The following is a 16,691-nucleotide window of genomic DNA, read 5'->3' as shown; positions in this document are numbered from 1 at the left end:
CCGTGTCGGCGCTCAGGCCTTGACCTTGAACCCGTCGGCATAAGCCGCGGGGTTGCTGCCGTCCCACGCCACGCCGTCGATCAACGTCGAGCGGCGCGTCTCGCTGGCGGGCAACGCCACGCCAGCGGCCGACGCGGCCTGCTTGTAGAGTTCGATGCGGTTGATCTGCGTGGCCACCGCCAGATAGTCGGGATGCTCTTTCAACAGGCCCCAGCGCTTGTGCTGCGTCAGGAACCACATGCCGTCGCTCAGATACGGGAAGTTGGCTGCGCCGTCGGCATAGAAGCGCATCGCGTGCGCGTCGGTCCACGACTTGCCCAAGCCGTCGTCGTAGCGGCCCTGCATGCGGTCCACGATGCCGCTGGCGTCCGTGTTGACATAGGATTTGGCGGCGATGGTTTCAGCCGTCTTCTGGCGGTTGGCCGGCGACGCGTCGATCCATTTCCCGGCCTCAAGGATGGCCGCGGTAACGGCGCGCGCCGTGTTCGGATGGCGCGACACGAATTCCGCGCTGGTGCCCAGCACCTTTTCAGGGTGGTCCTGCCAGATGCCTTGCGTGGTCACGGCGGTGTAGCCGATCTTGTCCATGATGGCGCGCGCCCCCCAGGGTTCGCCCACGCAGAAGCCGTCCATGTTGCCCACACGCATGTTCGCCACCATCTGGGGCGGCGGCACCGTGATGACCTTGGCGTCCTTCATCGGGTTGATACCGTAGGCCGCCAGCCAGTAATACAGCCACATGGCGTGCGTGCCGGTCGGGAAGGTTTGCGCAAAGGTGTATTCGCGCTTGTCGGCCGCCATCAGCTTCGCCAGCGATTCGCCGTCGCGCGCGCCGGCCTGCAGCAGCTTGTTCGACAGCGTGATCGCCTGGCCGTTCTGGTTCAGGTTCATCAGAACGGCCATGTCCTTCTTTGGCCCGCCGACGCCCAGGTGCACGCCGTAGACCAGCCCGTACAGCACGTGCGCCATGTCCAGCTCGCCGTTCATGAGCTTGTCGCGCACCGCCGCCCACGAGGCCTCCTTCGACGGCGTGATCGTCACCCCATGCTTCTTGTCGATGCCCAGCACCGAGGCCATCACGACCGACGCGCAATCCGTCAGCGGGATGAAGCCGATCTTCACCTCGGTCTTCTCTGGCGCGTCGGTGCCCGCCGCCCAGGCGCCTGCGCGCACCAGCGGATCGACCAGCGACAACAGGCTGGCGCCCGCCACGGCGCGCGCCGTTCCGCTCAACCATTTGCGGCGGCCGGCGTCGGCGGTCTGGTCCGCGCCGGCGGCGGGGCGGGCAGAGGGGCTACGTGTCACTGGCGTCATGCATGGCTCCTGGCAAAAAAAAACGTCCCGCGCGCCATGGAACCCAGTCCATTGGCGCTGCGGAACGTCGTTGTTCCTTGCCGCGAATTGCGGCGCGTTGCATCGGGCGACCGCCGTTGGTCCCCGTTACCTCTTAAGCAAGCATCGTGCCAGGCGGCCGGCTTGTCTGCCGGATGCGCCCGCGCCCTACGCCAATGCTGGCTTTGCGCCTGACCCGCACGTTGCCCGCCTGCGCCCGCGCCCCCACCTCGAACCAAGTTGGTGCATGCGTCGATGCGGCGGCGCACCATGCCTGTGCGGCGCGCGCCCTGGCGCTGTGCCCCGCCGCGCCGCCCCGCGGGCCAGCCGGATGGCACGGAACTTGCATCAACGGAAGCATACGGGGGGTCTCATGCTCAAGGTGATGTTGCTGAACGATGGCGAAGGGCGCGCGGCGTCGCTGCGGCAGACGCTTGCTGCGGCGGGCGTGCGCATCGTGTCGGAAGTGGCGCCGGGCATGGACCTGGCCGCCGCCATCGCGCAGGCAGCGCCCGACGTGGTGTTGATCGACAGCGACGCCCCCGGGCGCGACACACTGGAAAACGTCTGCGTGGCCAGCGAGCACAGCGACCGCCCGGTTGTGATGTTCACCGACAACGGCAACCGCGACACCATCCGCACCGCGCTGCGAGCCGGCGTCGCGGCCTACGTGGTGGGCGACGTGCCGGCCGCCCGCATCGAACCGTTGCTGACGGTGGCGATCGAACGCTTCGCCATGGAGAAGTCGCGGCGCGAAGAACTGCGCGAGGCGCAAATGCGCCTGGCCGACCGCCAGTGGGTGGAAAAGGCCAAGGGGATCCTGATGAAGGCGCGCGCCATCCCCGAGGACGAAGCGCACCGCCTGTTGCGCGAACGCGCCATGCAGAGCCAGAAGCGCTTGGGCGAGGTCGCCCGGGAGGTCGTCGAAATGAGCCAATGGCTGGGCAAAGCCTAGCCACATGATTTTTAGCTATATGGATTCAAGAAATCAAAAGTTGTGGGGATGAAACCCGCTCCCTATGATCAGTTGATATTTTGCCGGGTACGCCCGGGGCGGGCATTTGATGAAGCTTTTCCCGATTTTTGCCGACTTGAAAGGCCGGCTGGTGCTGGTAGTGGGCGGTGGCGCCGTGGCCGAGCGCAAGACGCTCACCCTGCTGGAAGCCGCCGCCGACGTCGTCGTCGGCGCGCCGGAATTGACGCCGGCCCTGGCCGCGCTGGCCGCGCAAGGCCGCATCCGCCATCTGGCCGGCCGTTTTGATCCCGCCTGGCTGGACGAGGTCTGGCTGGTGGTCGCCGCCACCGACGACCGCGCCGCCAACGCCGCCGTGTCCGACGCCGCCGGCGCCCGCCGCATCTTCACCAACGTGGTGGACGATCCCGAACTGTCGTCCTTCCAGGTGCCCTCCATCGTGGACCGGTCGCCCGTCATCGTGGCCATCTCGTCGTCCGGCGTGGCGCCGGTGCTGGCGCGCCGCATCCGCGAACGCATCGAGTCCCTGTTCGACCACACGCTGGGCCAGTTGGCCGGCCTGGCCGCCACCTACCGCAAGCGCATCCGGGCCAGCCATCCCGACCTGGGCGCGCGCCGCCGCTTCTACGACTGGCTGCTGGACGGCCCCGTGGCCGGCTTCCTGCGCCAGCAGCAGCCCACGCGGGCTGAAGCCGCGTTGGCCGACGCGCTGGCCGCACCGCTGGCGCCCGCCGAAGGCAGCGTGGTGCTGGTGGGAGCCGGCCCCGGCGACCCCGGCCTGCTGACGCTTAAGGCGTTGCGCGCGCTGAACGAAGCCGACGTGATCCTGTATGACCGTCTGGTCAGCGACGACGTCATGTCGCTGGCGCGCCGCGACGCCGACCGCGTGCCGGTGGGCAAGCTGCCCGGCGAAAACCACCACGCCACCCAGGCGCGCATCCACGCGCTGCTGGTCGAGCATGCGCGGGCGGGCCGCCGCGTGGTGCGCCTGAAAGGCGGCGACGCGTTCATTTTCGGACGTGGCGGTGAAGAACTGGAATATCTGCGCGCGCATGGCGTGCGCTATGAAGTGGTGCCCGGCATCACGGCCGCGCTGGCCTGTGCGGCCTATGCCGGCATCCCGCTGACGCATCGCGAGCATGCGCAATCGGTGCGGCTGATCACGGCGCATTGCCGCGAAGACGAAGACAATCTGGACTGGCCCGCGCTGGCGCGCGAGCGGCAGACGCTGGCGTTCTATATGGGAGTGGGCCAGCTGGAATTGCTGACCCGCCGCCTGCTGCACCATGGCCGGTCGGCCCAGACGCCGTTCGCGCTGATCGAAAATGGCAGCCGGCCCGAACAGCGCGTGCTGTCGGGCACGCTGGAAGAACTGCCCCGACTGGCCGTCGCGCATGGCATCCGGTCGCCCGCCCTGCTGATCGTGGGCGAAGTCGCCGGCCTGGCGCCGCAATTGCAGTGGTTCGGCCAGCATATCGATGGCCGGCCGCAGCGGCTGGCGGCGTAATGGATTCCCGCGTAACGGGCGGCACGCTACCCGTTACGCCGTCAGCATCATTCCGTCTTCTGGGTCGTGCCGAAGATCCGGTCGCCCGCATCGCCCAGGCCCGGCATGATGTAGCCATGCTCGTTCAAGCCGTCATCGATGGACGCCGTGTAGATATGCACGTCCGGGTGCTTGGCCAGCACGGCGTCGATGCCGACGGGCGCGGCCACCAGGACCAGCGCGCGGATTTCCTTGCAGCCGGCGCGCTTGAGCAGGTCGATGGCGGCAACCATCGAACCGCCGGTCGCCAGCATCGGATCGACGATCAGCGCTAGGCGCTGGTCCAGCTCGCCGACCAGGCGTTCCAGATACGTATGCGCTTCCAGCGTCTCTTCGTTGCGGGCCACGCCCACCACGCTGACCTTGGCGCCCGGAATCAGGCTGAGCACGCCATCCAGCATGCCGATGCCGGCGCGCAGGATGGGCACCACGGTGACTTTTTTGCCGGCAATCTTCTCGACCTGGACCTCGCCACACCAGCCTTGCACGGTGGTCGGCGCCAGCGGCAGGTCTTTGGACGCTTCGTAGGTCAGCAGCGCGCCCACTTCCTGCGACAACTCTCGGAAGCTCTTGGTGCTGAGGTCGGCGCGACGCATGATCCCGAGCTTATGGCGGATCAACGGATGGCGGATTTCGTGCACAGGCATGTGCGTAACACTCCAGAATATTGAAAAGACGGGGTTTTTCGCCTCAGGCGCGACCGGAACGGCGCAACGCTTGCGTTGCCCGCTTTGGGGGCCACTCCCGAGGATCGTAATCGGTTTAGAAAGAAAATGGCCTATTGGTCTGCAAGCCAGGCAATCAACGCGTCGTCGAAGGCGCGGACGGCGCCCGCCTGCTCATGGTTGACGATGCTGACCACCACATAGCGCTTGCCGCTGGCGCCCAGCACATAGCCGGCGATCGAGCGCACGTCGCGCAACGATCCGGTCTTCAGGTGGGCCATGCCCAGCGTGCCGTCGCCCTTCAGGCGGCGGCGCACGGTGCCGTCCACCCCGGCGATCGCGAAGGATGAGATGTACTCCGGCATGACCGGCGAATTCCAGGCCACCGTCAGCATCGACGCCAGGCTGTCGGCCGACACCCGGGCCTCGCGCGACAAGCCGGCGCCGTTGTCGATGACCAGTTCAGGCATGTCCAGCCCCTGCTTGGCCAGCAGCCCCTTGGCCACGGCCTCGCTGCTGGTCACGGTGGCCGGCCGGCGGCCCTTTTCCGCACCCAGGGTCAGCAGCAGCGTGCGCGCCATGACGTTGTTGCTGCGCTTGTTGATCTGGCGGATCACCTCGGCCAGGGTGGGGGAATCGTGCGAGGCCAGCACGACGGCGTCCGCCGGCACCATCCCGGACCGAACTTGTCCCTTGAACGTGCCGCCCAGCTCTTTCCAGAGCATGCGGAAGATTTCGGTGGCGTAGTCGGGCTGCGACAGGGCCAGGCGGTACAGGCTGAATTCCCCGCACGAGCCGGCCACCTTGCCGCCCACGCGGATCGTCACGCCCTGCTGGGTGATCAGCGGTTCGGTCGTCACGACCGGGGGGCCCGGGCAGCGGACGTCGCTCCATTCCACATTGCCCTCGATCTTCAGGCCGGGCAGCGGCGGATCGATCAACGGCACCCACTTGTGGGCGGCGGCGTCCGGCGTGAACAACAGGCGCAGCGCGCCGAAACCCACCATCAGGGCGTCGGGGCTGGCGTTGTAGGCCCGGTCCGGGGCGCCGTCGAAGGCGCCGGGGTCGGTGGCGACCTGGCCGAAGATGCTGCGGTCGATGACCAGGTCGTTGATCTGCTTGACCCCGCGCAAGCGCAGCTCGCGCAGCAGGGCCCACAGGTCCTGCATCAGAAATTGGGGATCGCCCCCGGCGCGCAGGTACAGCGGGCCGGCCAGCACGCCCTTGGCGTCCGGCCGCGCGCCCGGCGCCGTCATGAATTCGGTGCGCCAGACGTAGTTCGGACCCAGTTCGGACAGCGCCGCCCAGGTCGTGACCAGTTTCATCACCGATGCCGGGTTGCGCGATTCCTTGGCGTTCAGCGCCACCATGCGCTGCCCGCCCAATTCTTGCACCACCAGCGACAGCGAACTGTCGGGCAGCTTGCTGGCCTTCCAGGCGTTCATCACATTGGGCGGCAGGCCCTGGACCTGCGCGCAGGCGGTGCCCGCCGACAGGGTCAGCAGCCCGCCGGCCAGCCATTGCCTCAGCCCGCCCACCCGCTTTTTCGCTTGTCCCGTCATGCTGCGTCCACCCGGTTGCTAGTCCTGCAAAACCGAGAGCATACAAAACCTGGGACGGTTGCGGGCGGAAGAGGCCCGCCCGCCACGCGCTTTACTGCAGCCGCCACTTGCCGGAGGCCACCGTCGCCATCACCAGCGCCCGTTCGTCCAGCCCGTTGTGGTCGGTCGGGCTCATGCTGACCACGCCGGTCGCCGTGGGCAGGTTCTTGACGTTTTCCAGCGCGTCGCGCAGCGCCGCCCGGAATTCGGGCGTGCCGGGCTTGGCGGTCTTCAGAGCCACGGGAATGGCCTGTTGCAGCAGCAGGCCCACATCCCAGGTGTAGGCGGCAAAGAGCGACACGCTGCCCGCGCCGTTGGCGGCCTCGTACTTCTTGGCGAACCCCTGGGCCGTGGCTTTGACGGGATTGTTGTCGGGCAGCAGGTCGGCCACCATCACCGGCCCCACCGGCACCCACGCCCCCTCGCACGCCGCGCCGCACACCCGCAGGAAGTCGTTATTGGCCACCCCGTGGTTGAAATAGATCTTGCCCTTGAAACCCCGTTCGCGCAGGTCGCGGGCCGGCATGGCGGCCGGCGTGCCGGAGGCGCCGACCACGACGGCATCGGGCGCCGCGCCGATCAGTTTCAGGGTTTGGGCCACGGCGGACGTGTCGGTCGGCGCGAAGCTTTCCTTGCCGACGACCTCGATGCCGTGCTTCTTGGCGGCTTTCTCGATTTCCACCCAGAACGTCTCGCCCAGGGCGTTGTTGAACCCCACGAAGGCCAGCTTCTTCACGCCGTTGGCGGCGGCGTGCCTGGCGATGCCTTCGGCCATCAGCGAATCCGAGTGCGGCGTCTTGAACACCCAGCGCCGCTTGTCGTCCACCGGCTCGATCAGCCGGGCCGACGAGGCCAGCGTGATCACCGGCGTGGCGCCCGTCGCCACGGTGTCCAGCATGGCCATCGTGTTGGGCGTGGTGGTGGATCCGATGATCAGGTCGACCTTGTTCTCGGAAATCAGTTTGTGGGAATTGCTGACGGCCCGGGTGGTGTCCGAGGCGTCGTCCAGCACCACGTATTCGACCTTCATGCCGCCTATCTCGGTGGGCAGCAGGCTGATGGTGTTGCGCTCCGGGATGCCCAGCGACGCCTGCGGGCCGGTCGTGGACAGGGTGGCGCCGATCTTCACTTGCGCCAGCGCGGGCGCGGCGCCCGTAGCCAGCAAAGCCGCCAGGGCGGCGGCCATCAGGGTGCGACGAGGGGTCATGCGGTTGTCTCCTTGGGTACGCGGATATCGTTTTTCGCATTGCGCCGATCCGCTACGGCGTAGAACGCAGTTATACGGCGGGAAGCGGCGTTTCGCCACGGTTCCGCCCCTATTAGCCGTCCCATTTACAATATCGGGTTGCCCCGAGCCGGCCTGGCCGGCGCGGCCCGCGGTTTTTGCCGGGCCGCCCCCTCTGACAGACAGATACCCGCGTGACCCAGTCCCTGACCGTTTCCGATTTCAATTACGAGCTGCCGCCCGAACTCATCGCGCAGACGCCCGCCGCCGAACGCACAGGCAGCCGCCTGCTGCACCTGGACGGCGCCAGCCAGCTGCACGACCGCCAGTTCGCCGATCTGGCCGGCCTGCTTCGCGCAGGCGACCTGCTCGTCTTCAACGACACCCGCGTCATCAAGGCCCGCCTGCCCGGCCACAAGATCACCGGCGGCAAGATCGAGGTCCTGGTCGAACGCATCACCGAGACCGACCGCGTCCTGGCCCATGTGCGCGCCAGCAAGTCGCCCGGCCCCGGCATGGTGCTGCGCCTGGCCGACGCCTTCGACGCCACGGTCCTGGGCCGCGAGGGCGAACTGTTCGACATCCGCTTCCCCGGCCCGGTGCTGGACCTGCTGGATGCCCATGGCGCCACGCCGCTTCCGCCCTACATCACGCACGCGGCCGACGCCGGCGACGACGACCGCTATCAGACGGTCTACGCCCGCGAACCCGGCGCCGTGGCGGCCCCCACCGCCGGCCTGCACTTCGACCAGGCCACGCTGGACCGCCTGGACGGACTGGGCGTGGCGCGCGCCTTCGTCACGCTGCACGTGGGCGCGGGCACGTTCCAGCCGGTGCGCGTGGATAACCTGGCCGACCACATCATGCACGCCGAGTGGTTCACGGTGCCGCAAGCCACGGTGGACGCCATCGCCGCCGCCCGCGCCCGCGGCGGCCGCGTGATCGCCGTCGGCACCACCAGCGTGCGCGCCCTGGAATCCGCCGCCGCCCAGACCGAAGGCCGCACGGCCCCCGGACTGCCGTTGGCCGCCGCCCAGGGCGACACCCGCCTGTTCATCACCCCTGGCTACCGATACCGCGTCGTGGACGCGCTGGTCACCAACTTCCACCTTCCCCAGTCGACCTTGCTGATGCTGGTGTCGGCGCTGGCCGGCGTCGAGCCGATCCGCCGCGCCTACGCCCACGCGGTGGCCCAGCGCTACCGCTTCTTCAGCTATGGCGACGCCATGTTCATCGAATCCCCTGCCCCATGACCGGACTGAACTTCGAACTGCTCGCCACTGACGGCGGCGCCCGCCGCGGCCGCATCACGCTGAACCACGGCGTGGTCGAAACTCCCATCTTCATGCCTGTCGGCACCTACGGCAGCGTGAAGGCCATGATGCCGCACGAGCTGAAAGAGATCGGCTCGCAGATCGTGCTGGGCAACACGTTCCACCTGTGGCTGCGCCCGGGCACGGAAATCATGGAAAAGCACGGCGGCCTGCATGGCTTCATGCAGTGGGACAAGCCGATCCTGACCGATTCCGGCGGTTTCCAGGTGTTCAGCCTGCAAGGCATGCGCAAGATCACCGAGGAAGGCGTGAAATTCGCCTCCCCGATCGACGGCGCGCGCCTGTTCCTGACGCCGGAAGAGTCCATGCGCATCCAGCGCTCGCTGAATTCCGACATCGTCATGGTGTTCGACGAATGCACGCCCTATGAGATCGACGGGCGCCCCGCCACGGTAGAGGAAGCCGCCCGCTCGATGCGCATGTCGCTGCGCTGGGCGCGCCGCTCGCGCGACGAATTCGACCGGCTGGGCAATCCCAACGCCCTGTTCGGCATCGTCCAGGGCGGCATGTACGAATCGCTGCGCGACGAATCCCTGGCCGGCCTGCAAGACATCGGCTTCCATGGCTACGCCATCGGCGGCCTGTCGGTGGGCGAGCCCAAGGAAGACATGATGCGCATCCTGGCGCACGTGACGCCCAAGCTGCCGGCCCAGGCGCCCCGCTACCTGATGGGCGTGGGCACGCCGGAGGACCTGGTCGAAGGCGTCTCCCGCGGCGTGGACATGTTCGACTGCGTCATGCCGACCCGCAACGCCCGCAACGGGTGGCTGTTCACCCGCTTCGGCGACGTCAAGATCCGCAACGCCAAGTACCGCGACGACACCCGCCCGCTGGATCCGAGCTGCTCATGCCACACCTGCGCCAATTTCTCGCGCGCCTACCTGCACCACCTGCAACGGGCCAACGAGATCACCGGCGCACGGCTCAATACGCTGCATAACCTGCATTTCTACCTGACCATCATGAAGGAAATGCGCGAAGCCATCGCCGAGGGCCGCTTCGACGCCTGGCGGGCGCAATTCGCCGCCGACCGCGCCCGCGGCATCGAGTAATCCGGCAAGGTAAAAGGGCCTCTTCCGGAGGCAGCAAGCGGGCGGAACATGCGCAGCTTGGGGGCCTTTTTTTAGAGAGGGCCTTTTCTATCGGGGATTCGCCCCCATAGATTGGGATCCCTCCCTAGTGAAAGGCCAGCAATAAGATAGATACAATAGTCGGCTTGCCCTATCCATGGCTCGCGCGGGGATGGGCGCATAAAAACACAGCTAAAGTATGGCCATGACCCGCATGCCCCGCCAGGAACCGTCGTTACATAGGCAGTCCTGGCATATAAAACCAGGGAAACAAACCCGGGAATGGCCAGCCAAAGCAACAAACAACCCAAACAGACTTAAACGCAGGAGAATTCAATGTCCGTTATCGATACCGCCAGCCTCGTCGTGGCCCAAGCCGCCCCTGAAGGCAATGCGCTGATGGGCATGCTGCCCATCATCCTGATGTTCGTGATCCTCTATTTCCTGATGATCCGTCCCCAGATGAAGCGCCAAAAAGAGCACCGTAACCTGATCGCCGCCCTGGCCAAGGGCGACGAAGTGGTTACCGCCGGCGGCATGCTTGGCAAGGTCACCAAGGTCAACGACAGCTACGTGACCGTTGAAGTCTCCGAACTGGCCGACAAGCCGGTTGAAGTGATCATGCAGAAGTCGTCGGTTTCGACCGTGCTGCCCAAGGGAACCATCAAGGCCCTGTAAGCGTCCCATAGAGCCCCGTCGGGCTCTTTTGTCCGATGGCGCCTGCCGCCGCCCGCTGCGCTAGCCGCCCGGGCGGCCCTTTCATCACTCTTACATGAAGTAGCCGGCAATGAACCGCTATCCCCTCTGGAAGTACATTACGGTCCTGATCGCGGTCATCATTGGCCTGCTGTACACGCTTCCCAATTTCTACGGCGAATCCCCTGCCGTCCAGGTTTCCAGCGCCAAGGCCACCATCAAGGTGGACACGGCCATGCTGAGCCGGGTCGAGCAGATCCTCACGGACGCCAAGATCCCCAACGAAGGGGTCTTCTTCGAAACAAACGGCACGCTCGGCACCGTGCGCGCCCGCTTCACGTCGACCGACCTGCAATTGCAGGCCCGCGACCTCATCGACAAATCCCTCAATACCGTCGCCGGCGACCCGCACTACACCGTGGCGCTGAACCTGCTGCCCGCCTCGCCCGCCTGGATGCGCGCGATGGGCTGGTTCGCCCCCAAGCCCATGTACCTGGGCCTGGACTTGCGCGGCGGCGTGCACTTCCTGCTGCAAGTCGACATGCAGGGCGCCCTGACCGCCCGCTACGACTCGCTGGCCGCCGACGTGCGCTCGGTGCTGCGCGACCAGAAGGTCAACGTGGCCGGCGTCGAACGCTCGGGGATGGGCATTGCCGCTACCTTCGCCAACACGGACGACCGCGACCGCGCCATCTCGACCCTGCGCACCCGCCTGCCCGACCTGGAATTCACCGAACGCGAAGAGAACGGCAAGCAGCTGCTGCTGGGCGCCCTGAACCCCGCCGCCGTCCAGCGCGTGCAGGATTCCGCCCTGAAGCAGAACATCAACACCCTGCACAACCGGATCAACGAACTGGGCGTGGCCGAGCCGGTCATCCAGCAGCAAGGCGCGGACCGCATCGTGGTGCAGTTGCCCGGCGTGCAAGACGTGGCCAAGGCCAAGGAACTGCTGGGCCGCACCGCCACGCTGGAAATCCGCATGGTCGACGACACCCCCACCGCGCAAGCCGCGCTGCTGGGCGGCACCGTCCCCTTCGGCCTGGAGCGCTACAACGACCGCGACGGCCGTCCGATCCTGGTGCGCCGCCAGGTCGTCCTGACGGGTGAAAACCTGCAAGACGCCCAACCCGGCCGCGACTCGCAGACCCAGCAGGCCGCCGTGCACCTGACGCTGGACTCCAAGGGCGCCCGCATCTTCCGCGACGTCACCCGCGACAACATCGGCAAGCGCATGGCCATCCTGCTGTTCGAAAACGGCAAGGGCGAAGTGGTCACGGCGCCGGTCATCCGCAGCGAAATCGCGGGCGGCCAAGTGCAGATCTCGGGCAGCATGAGCTCGGAAGAAGCCGCCGACACCGCGCTGCTGCTGCGCGCAGGCGCCTTGGCCGCGCCAATGTCCATCATCGAAGAACGCACCATCGGCCCGAGCCTGGGCGCCGACAACATCTCGAAGGGTTTCCATTCGACGCTGTACGGTTTCCTGGCCATCGCCGTCTTCATCATCCTGTACTACCACCTGTTCGGCGTGTTCTCCACGGTCGGCCTGACCCTGAACGTGCTGCTGCTGCTGGCGCTGTTGTCCATGTTGCAGGCCACGCTCACCCTGCCAGGCATCGCCGCTATCGCGCTGACCCTCGGCATGGCGATTGACTCGAACGTGCTGATCAACGAGCGGATACGGGAAGAGCTGAGAGCGGGCGCCACGCCGCAACAAGCCATCCACCAGGGGTTCGAACGCGCCTGGGGCACGATTCTCGACTCGAACCTCACGACGCTCATCGTCGGCCTGGCGCTGCTGGCCTTCGGTTCGGGCCCGATCCGGGGCTTCGCGGTCGTGCACTGCCTGGGCATCCTGACCTCGATGTTCTCGTCGGTGGTCGGCGTTCGCGCCCTGGCCAACCTGTACTACGGCCGCAAGAAGAAGCTCACCACGATCTCCATCGGCGAAATCTGGAAACCGAAGGCAAACTGAACATAAAGCGGGCGGCGCAAGCCGTCCGCCACAGCAAAGAACCGAAGGCGAAAAATGGAATTTTTCCGGATTCACCGCACTATCCCGTTCATGCGCCACGCGTTGGTGCTGAACATCATCAGTCTCGTCACGTTCATCCTGGCGGTCTTCTTCATCGTGACCCGCGGCTTCCACCTGTCGATCGAGTTCACCGGCGGCACGGTCATGGAAGTCAACTACGCCCAGACGGCGCAGCTTGAGAACGTGCGCGGCGTGGTGTCCAAGCTGGGCTACACCGACTTCCAGGTGCAGAACTTCGGCACCTCGCACGACGTGATGATCCGCCTGCCGCTGCAGGAAGGCCAAACGTCCGCGACCCAGAGCGAAACCGTCATGGCCGCGCTGAAGACCGCCGACGCCGGCGTCGAACTGCGCCGCGTGGAATTCGTCGGTCCGCAGGTCGGTCAGGAACTGCTGCACAACGGCCTGATGGCCCTGCTGGTGGTGGTCATCGGCATCATGGTCTACCTGGGCTTCCGCTTCGAATGGAAGTTCGCCGTCGCCGGCGTGATCGCCAACCTGCACGACGTGGTGATCATCCTGGGCTTCTTCGCCTTCTTCCAGTGGGAATTCTCGCTGTCGGTGCTGGCGGGCGTGCTGGCGGTGCTGGGCTACTCGGTGAACGAATCCGTGGTCATCATGGACCGGATCCGCGAGAACTTCCGCAAGTACCGCAAGGCGGACGTGACGGAAGTCATCAACAGCGCCATCACGCAGACCATCTCGCGGACCATCATCACCCACGGTTCGACGCAGATGATGGTGCTGGCCATGCTGTTCTTCGGCGGCCCCACCCTGCACTACTTCGCCATGGCACTCACCATCGGCATCTGGTTCGGCATCTACTCGTCGGTGTTCGTCGCCGCCGCGCTGGCCATGTGGCTGGGCGTCAAGCGCGAAGACCTGATCAAGCCGGTCAAGAAAGACGGCGAAGAAGGCGAAGTCGCCTGATCCGCCTGAAGCTTCAAACAAAAACCCGTCGCTTGCGACGGGTTTTTTGCTTTCAGCGCACACCGACACCCAAGGCCAGCTTCGGCCTCTACGAATAGTCGCGGCGCCCCCATGCGGCTACTTTGGCGGCTCTTGCCACAAGGCGAATTGACTTATATATCCGAACAGGTATATTTATGGCAGCTGGCGGCCCTAAGGCGCTGTACTGGGAAGGCTCATCCAAGAAAGACTTCAAGGCATTTCCCATCCCTGTTCAAAAAAGCATGGGCATGCGCCTGTATGTCGTCCAGTTAGGCCGATGGCCCAAATCGGCCAAACCCTGGAAAGGCCTCGGTTCCGGCATCTATGAGCTGCTCGAAGACGAACACGGCAACACGTATCGCGCCGTGTATGCACTGCAGATTGGCGATGCCGTCCACATACTGCATGCCTTCCAGAAGAAATCCGCATCAGGGATCAGCACCCCAAAGCCCGACATCGAACTAATACGAAGACGGCTGAAGCAAGTGGTGGCCCGCCACGCCTCGCACAGGAGACCCACATGACACAAACAAGCTCCGGCACCCACAACGTCCTGTACGACCTGGGATTCGAAGACGCCACCGACCTGACCGCGAAAGTCCAGTTGGCCATCAAATTCAACGACCTGATCGAGCAACGCGGCTTGAATCAAACGGAAGTCGCCGCGCTCACGGGCATGACCCAACCCAAGGTGTCGCAGGTCCGTCGCTACAAGTTGCTGAACGTCTCCCTGGAACGGTTGATGCAGGCGCTGGTGTCACTGGACCAGCATGTCGAGATCCGGATTCGCAAAGCGCGCCGATCCGACACCGCCGGCATCTCCGTCTCGGCCTGAACCCGCCACTGTACCGCCCGCCCCTGTCACGGTGTACGGGTACAGCTCCCCCCGGGATTCGCTACCATAGGCCCACCATGAAACTATCCATCGATCATCTCGTCATCGCCGCGGCGGACCTTGCCAGCGGCACGCAATACGTTGCAGACCTCCTGGGCATCGCGCCCCAAGGCGGCGGCGCGCACCCGCGCATGGGCACCCACAACCGCGTGCTGGGCCTGGCCGACGGCATCTACCTGGAAGTAATTGCCATCGATCCCGATGCGCCGCCACCGGAGCGTGCGCGCTGGTTCGGCCTGGACCAAGGCGACGTCCGCGCACGGCTGGAACAGGGCCCCTTCCTGGCACACTGGGCGGCACGGGTCGAAGCGCCGATGGACCTGACCCGCATGCAGGCCGAGCATCCCGAGCGCATCGCGCCCGTCATCCCCATGACCCGCGGCGACCTGCGCTGGCGCTTGACGGTGCCGGACGATGGCAGTCTGCCGGTCTGGCGCGAAGCCGGCCATGCTGCGGGCGATGGCCTCTTGCCCACGCTGATCCAATGGGATGTGGACGCCTACCCCGGCATCAGCCTGCCGCGCCAGCCTCTGAAATTGGTCCGTCTGACGGGCAGCCATCCCCAGGCCGGCTTGCTGCGCCAAGGCCTGACCTGGATGGGCGCCGACACCCTGATCGACCTTGAACAAGGCAGCGGCACACCTCGCCTGTGGGCGCAGATCGATACCCCCCAGGGCGTGAAGACCCTGGCGTGAACACCCCCGATAACAACAACGCGACACCCCAAACCGGAGACCTCCCCATGCCCGCCACCCGCAAACGATTCGACGACGAGCCCTACCTGGGCCAATGCGACGCCACCGTCATCGCCGTCAATCCCGAGGGCATCGAACTGGACGAGACCGTCTGCTACGCGCGCAGTGGCGGCCAGGCGGGCGACAGCGGCACGCTGACGCTCGCGGACGGCCGCGTCCTGACACTGACGGACACCGTCTACGCCGACGACCGCCAGCGCATCCTGCACGTGCTGGACGGCGAAGCGGCCCCGCAAGTGGGCGACCGCGTCACCGTCACCATCGACTGGGAGCGCCGCCATCGGCTGATGCGCCTGCATACCTGTCTGCACTTGCTGGGTTCGCTGGTGCCCGCGCCGGTGACGGGTTGCAGCATCTCGCCCGATTCCGCTCGCATCGATTTCGACCTGCCCGAATCCACGCTGGAAAAAACGGATCTGACCGAGCGCCTGAACGCGTTGATCAACCGCAGCCTCGACGTCGCGGTCAACGGCATCACGCCGGAAGAACTGGCCGCGCAACCCGACCTCGTCCGCACCGTGGGCGCGGCGCCTCCCGCCGGCACCACCAAGATCCGCATCATTGACATCCCGGGCGTGGACCGCCAGCCCTGCGGAGGCACGCATGTGCGCAACACGGCAGAGATCGGCGCCATCGCCGTCACCAAGATCGAAAAGAAAAGCCGCACCAACCGGCGCGTGGTGGTCGCCTTCGCCTGACCCATCCGCCGGCGGTCGCCGCCAAGAAAAAAGGGCCGCGATCGATGAATCGCGGCCCTTTTTTCATTCCGTGCGCGCGCTCACCCCTTTTTCCACCAGCGCCACGGCGCCCGCAGCGGCCATTGGTACTTGCTGCACAGCACGCGAGGGGCCAGCACGTGGCCGACCAGCACGGCGATGCCGGCCGCGGTCATCACGTCGGACAGGTAGTGGTCCAGATTGACCAGCCGGCTCATTGCCACCAGCGCCGCCAGCAGCAGGAAGACCGCGCGCCAGCGCGGGGCCAGGATGCCCAGCACGACGGCCACGGCGAACGCGGCGTAGGTATGGCTGGAGGGAAAGGAATTGAACTGCTGCACGCGGGAGAACGATTCGCCCAGGCCGTAGATGCCTTTTTCGAAGAACAGTTCGGGACGCGCCCGCGCCACCGAGCGTTTCAGCACCAGCACCACCAGCCCGCCCACCGCCATGGTGGACAGCATCAGCAGGCTGCCGCGCGCCATGCTGGCGTAGCTCATGCGCAAGGGGTTGCGCCAACCACGGGCCAGGCCCACCAGGCCCACGACGTAAAAGGCCAGCGCGACGCCGATGTACGGGCCGCTTTCGCCCAATTGACCCACCCATTCGAAGGACTCGTTCACGCCATCGGATACCGACTGCTTGATCCAGATGGCCAGCGGCAGATCCACCCAGCGCGCGCAGGCGGCAGCCAGCACCGCCAGGGCCGCGCCCAGCAACAGCCAGACGGCCAACGAGAACGGATTACGGACTTCGTCCGCTACGGGCAGGCCAGGCGCAGCAGGCGCGGCAGGAGCGACGACCGGAGGCGTCACGGGATTGGGAATCATCGGTACCGCTCAAAGGAAATGAGAAATATTACCGCCCGCTGAAATCCGGCCGGACCGATATCGTAACGGC

General features: G+C 66.2%; 16 protein-coding genes. 11 read left to right on the top strand and 5 right to left on the bottom strand.

Annotated elements, in window-relative coordinates; genetic code table 11:
- Positions 1-12: 12 nt before the first annotated feature.
- Entirely contained in the window at positions 13-1,314 is a 1,302-nt protein-coding gene (locus A9973_RS22150) for a CmpA/NrtA family ABC transporter substrate-binding protein (RefSeq protein WP_183015828.1), read from the bottom strand.
- 391 nt (positions 1,315-1,705) lie between these two features.
- On the opposite strand from A9973_RS22150, the gene A9973_RS22145 reads away from it, so the two are divergent.
- Positions 1,706-2,287, top strand: a complete 582-nt coding sequence (locus tag A9973_RS22145; protein ID WP_183015827.1) for an ANTAR domain-containing response regulator — start codon at positions 1,706-1,708, stop codon at positions 2,285-2,287.
- Positions 2,288-2,396: 109 nt separating this feature from the next.
- Positions 2,397-3,812 carry a siroheme synthase CysG gene (gene cysG, locus A9973_RS22140; protein WP_183015826.1) on the top strand — a complete coding sequence of 472 codons (1,416 nt, stop codon included), beginning with the start codon at positions 2,397-2,399 and terminating at the stop codon, positions 3,810-3,812.
- A gap of 47 nt (positions 3,813-3,859) precedes the next feature.
- On the opposite strand, the gene upp is transcribed toward cysG, so the two are convergent.
- From upp to A9973_RS22125, 3 genes are all read right to left on the bottom strand, one after another.
- Positions 3,860-4,498 (bottom strand): uracil phosphoribosyltransferase, encoded by a 639-nt coding sequence (upp, locus tag A9973_RS22135; protein ID WP_183015825.1) that lies wholly within the window; start codon positions 4,496-4,498, stop codon positions 3,860-3,862.
- A 131-nt stretch (positions 4,499-4,629) separates the two neighbouring features.
- Positions 4,630-6,078, bottom strand: coding sequence for a D-alanyl-D-alanine carboxypeptidase/D-alanyl-D-alanine-endopeptidase (gene dacB, locus A9973_RS22130; protein ID WP_183015824.1), 1,449 nt, complete (start codon positions 6,076-6,078; stop codon positions 4,630-4,632).
- 91 nt (positions 6,079-6,169) lie between these two features.
- Complete coding sequence (locus A9973_RS22125; protein WP_183015823.1) at positions 6,170-7,324, bottom strand: ABC transporter substrate-binding protein; 1,155 nt, start codon at positions 7,322-7,324, stop codon at positions 6,170-6,172.
- A 212-nt stretch (positions 7,325-7,536) separates the two neighbouring features.
- Between A9973_RS22125 and queA the strand changes: the two genes are divergently transcribed.
- The 9 genes from queA (at position 7,537) to A9973_RS22080 (ending at position 15,773) form a co-directional block, all read left to right on the top strand.
- The gene (queA, locus tag A9973_RS22120; protein WP_183015822.1) at positions 7,537-8,595 is read left to right on the top strand and encodes a tRNA preQ1(34) S-adenosylmethionine ribosyltransferase-isomerase QueA; all 1,059 of its coding nucleotides are present in this window, start codon (positions 7,537-7,539) and stop codon (positions 8,593-8,595) included.
- Positions 8,592-9,728 carry a tRNA guanosine(34) transglycosylase Tgt gene (gene tgt / locus A9973_RS22115; protein WP_183015821.1) on the top strand — a complete coding sequence of 379 codons (1,137 nt, stop codon included), beginning with the start codon at positions 8,592-8,594 and terminating at the stop codon, positions 9,726-9,728. The genes queA and tgt overlap by 4 nt, the downstream gene beginning before the upstream one ends.
- Positions 9,729-10,082: 354 nt before the next feature.
- Positions 10,083-10,424, top strand: a complete 342-nt coding sequence (gene yajC, locus A9973_RS22110; RefSeq protein WP_013395762.1) for a preprotein translocase subunit YajC — start codon at positions 10,083-10,085, stop codon at positions 10,422-10,424.
- 109 nt (positions 10,425-10,533) lie between these two features.
- A complete protein-coding gene (secD, locus tag A9973_RS22105; RefSeq protein ID WP_183015820.1) occupies positions 10,534-12,414 on the top strand; it encodes a protein translocase subunit SecD in 1,881 nt (626 codons plus the stop codon).
- A gap of 54 nt (positions 12,415-12,468) precedes the next feature.
- Positions 12,469-13,404: a protein translocase subunit SecF gene (gene secF, locus A9973_RS22100; protein WP_183015819.1), complete on the top strand. Its 936-nt coding sequence runs from the start codon at positions 12,469-12,471 to the stop codon at positions 13,402-13,404.
- A 176-nt stretch (positions 13,405-13,580) separates the two neighbouring features.
- A complete protein-coding gene (locus A9973_RS22095; RefSeq protein WP_183015818.1) occupies positions 13,581-13,949 on the top strand; it encodes a type II toxin-antitoxin system RelE/ParE family toxin in 369 nt (122 codons plus the stop codon).
- The gene (locus A9973_RS22090) at positions 13,946-14,260 is read left to right on the top strand and encodes a helix-turn-helix domain-containing protein (RefSeq protein WP_183015817.1); all 315 of its coding nucleotides are present in this window, start codon (positions 13,946-13,948) and stop codon (positions 14,258-14,260) included. The genes A9973_RS22095 and A9973_RS22090 overlap by 4 nt, the downstream gene beginning before the upstream one ends.
- Before the next feature lie 77 nt (positions 14,261-14,337).
- On the top strand, positions 14,338-15,015 hold the full coding sequence (locus A9973_RS22085; RefSeq protein ID WP_183015816.1) for a VOC family protein: 678 nt from the start codon (positions 14,338-14,340) through the stop codon (positions 15,013-15,015).
- Positions 15,016-15,062: 47 nt separating this feature from the next.
- On the top strand, positions 15,063-15,773 hold the full coding sequence (locus A9973_RS22080; protein ID WP_183015815.1) for an alanyl-tRNA editing protein: 711 nt from the start codon (positions 15,063-15,065) through the stop codon (positions 15,771-15,773).
- 80 nt (positions 15,774-15,853) lie between these two features.
- Here the strand turns inward: A9973_RS22080 and A9973_RS22075 are convergent, their stop codons facing one another.
- A complete protein-coding gene (locus A9973_RS22075; protein ID WP_183015814.1) occupies positions 15,854-16,621 on the bottom strand; it encodes a phosphatase PAP2 family protein in 768 nt (255 codons plus the stop codon).
- Positions 16,622-16,691: the final 70 nt, after the last annotated feature.

Origin of the sequence: Achromobacter sp. UMC46, from assembly GCF_014170335.1 — a bacterium.
Lineage (GTDB): Bacteria > Pseudomonadota > Gammaproteobacteria > Burkholderiales > Burkholderiaceae_B > Achromobacter.
The sequence above is the reverse complement of the archived record's forward strand: the minus strand, read 5'-3'. Positions and strand labels throughout refer to the sequence as shown.

Excerpts from the sequence above, each read along its gene's own strand:
- A9973_RS22150 (WP_183015828.1), bottom strand. The coding sequence starts at position 1,314 with ATGACGCCAGTGACACGTAGCCCCTCTGCCCGCCCCGCCGCCGGCGCG.
- A9973_RS22145 (WP_183015827.1), top strand. The coding sequence starts at position 1,706 with ATGCTCAAGGTGATGTTGCTGAACGATGGCGAAGGGCGCGCGGCGTCG.
- cysG (WP_183015826.1), top strand. The coding sequence starts at position 2,397 with ATGAAGCTTTTCCCGATTTTTGCCGACTTGAAAGGCCGGCTGGTGCTG.
- upp (WP_183015825.1), bottom strand. The coding sequence starts at position 4,498 with ATGCCTGTGCACGAAATCCGCCATCCGTTGATCCGCCATAAGCTCGGG.
- dacB (WP_183015824.1), bottom strand. The coding sequence starts at position 6,078 with ATGACGGGACAAGCGAAAAAGCGGGTGGGCGGGCTGAGGCAATGGCTG.
- A9973_RS22125 (WP_183015823.1), bottom strand. The coding sequence starts at position 7,324 with ATGACCCCTCGTCGCACCCTGATGGCCGCCGCCCTGGCGGCTTTGCTG.
- tgt (WP_183015821.1), top strand. The coding sequence starts at position 8,592 with ATGACCGGACTGAACTTCGAACTGCTCGCCACTGACGGCGGCGCCCGC.
- yajC (WP_013395762.1), top strand. The coding sequence starts at position 10,083 with ATGTCCGTTATCGATACCGCCAGCCTCGTCGTGGCCCAAGCCGCCCCT.
- secD (WP_183015820.1), top strand. The coding sequence starts at position 10,534 with ATGAACCGCTATCCCCTCTGGAAGTACATTACGGTCCTGATCGCGGTC.
- secF (WP_183015819.1), top strand. The coding sequence starts at position 12,469 with ATGGAATTTTTCCGGATTCACCGCACTATCCCGTTCATGCGCCACGCG.
- A9973_RS22095 (WP_183015818.1), top strand. The coding sequence starts at position 13,581 with ATGGCAGCTGGCGGCCCTAAGGCGCTGTACTGGGAAGGCTCATCCAAG.
- A9973_RS22090 (WP_183015817.1), top strand. The coding sequence starts at position 13,946 with ATGACACAAACAAGCTCCGGCACCCACAACGTCCTGTACGACCTGGGA.
- A9973_RS22085 (WP_183015816.1), top strand. The coding sequence starts at position 14,338 with ATGAAACTATCCATCGATCATCTCGTCATCGCCGCGGCGGACCTTGCC.
- A9973_RS22080 (WP_183015815.1), top strand. The coding sequence starts at position 15,063 with ATGCCCGCCACCCGCAAACGATTCGACGACGAGCCCTACCTGGGCCAA.
- A9973_RS22075 (WP_183015814.1), bottom strand. The coding sequence starts at position 16,621 with ATGATTCCCAATCCCGTGACGCCTCCGGTCGTCGCTCCTGCCGCGCCT.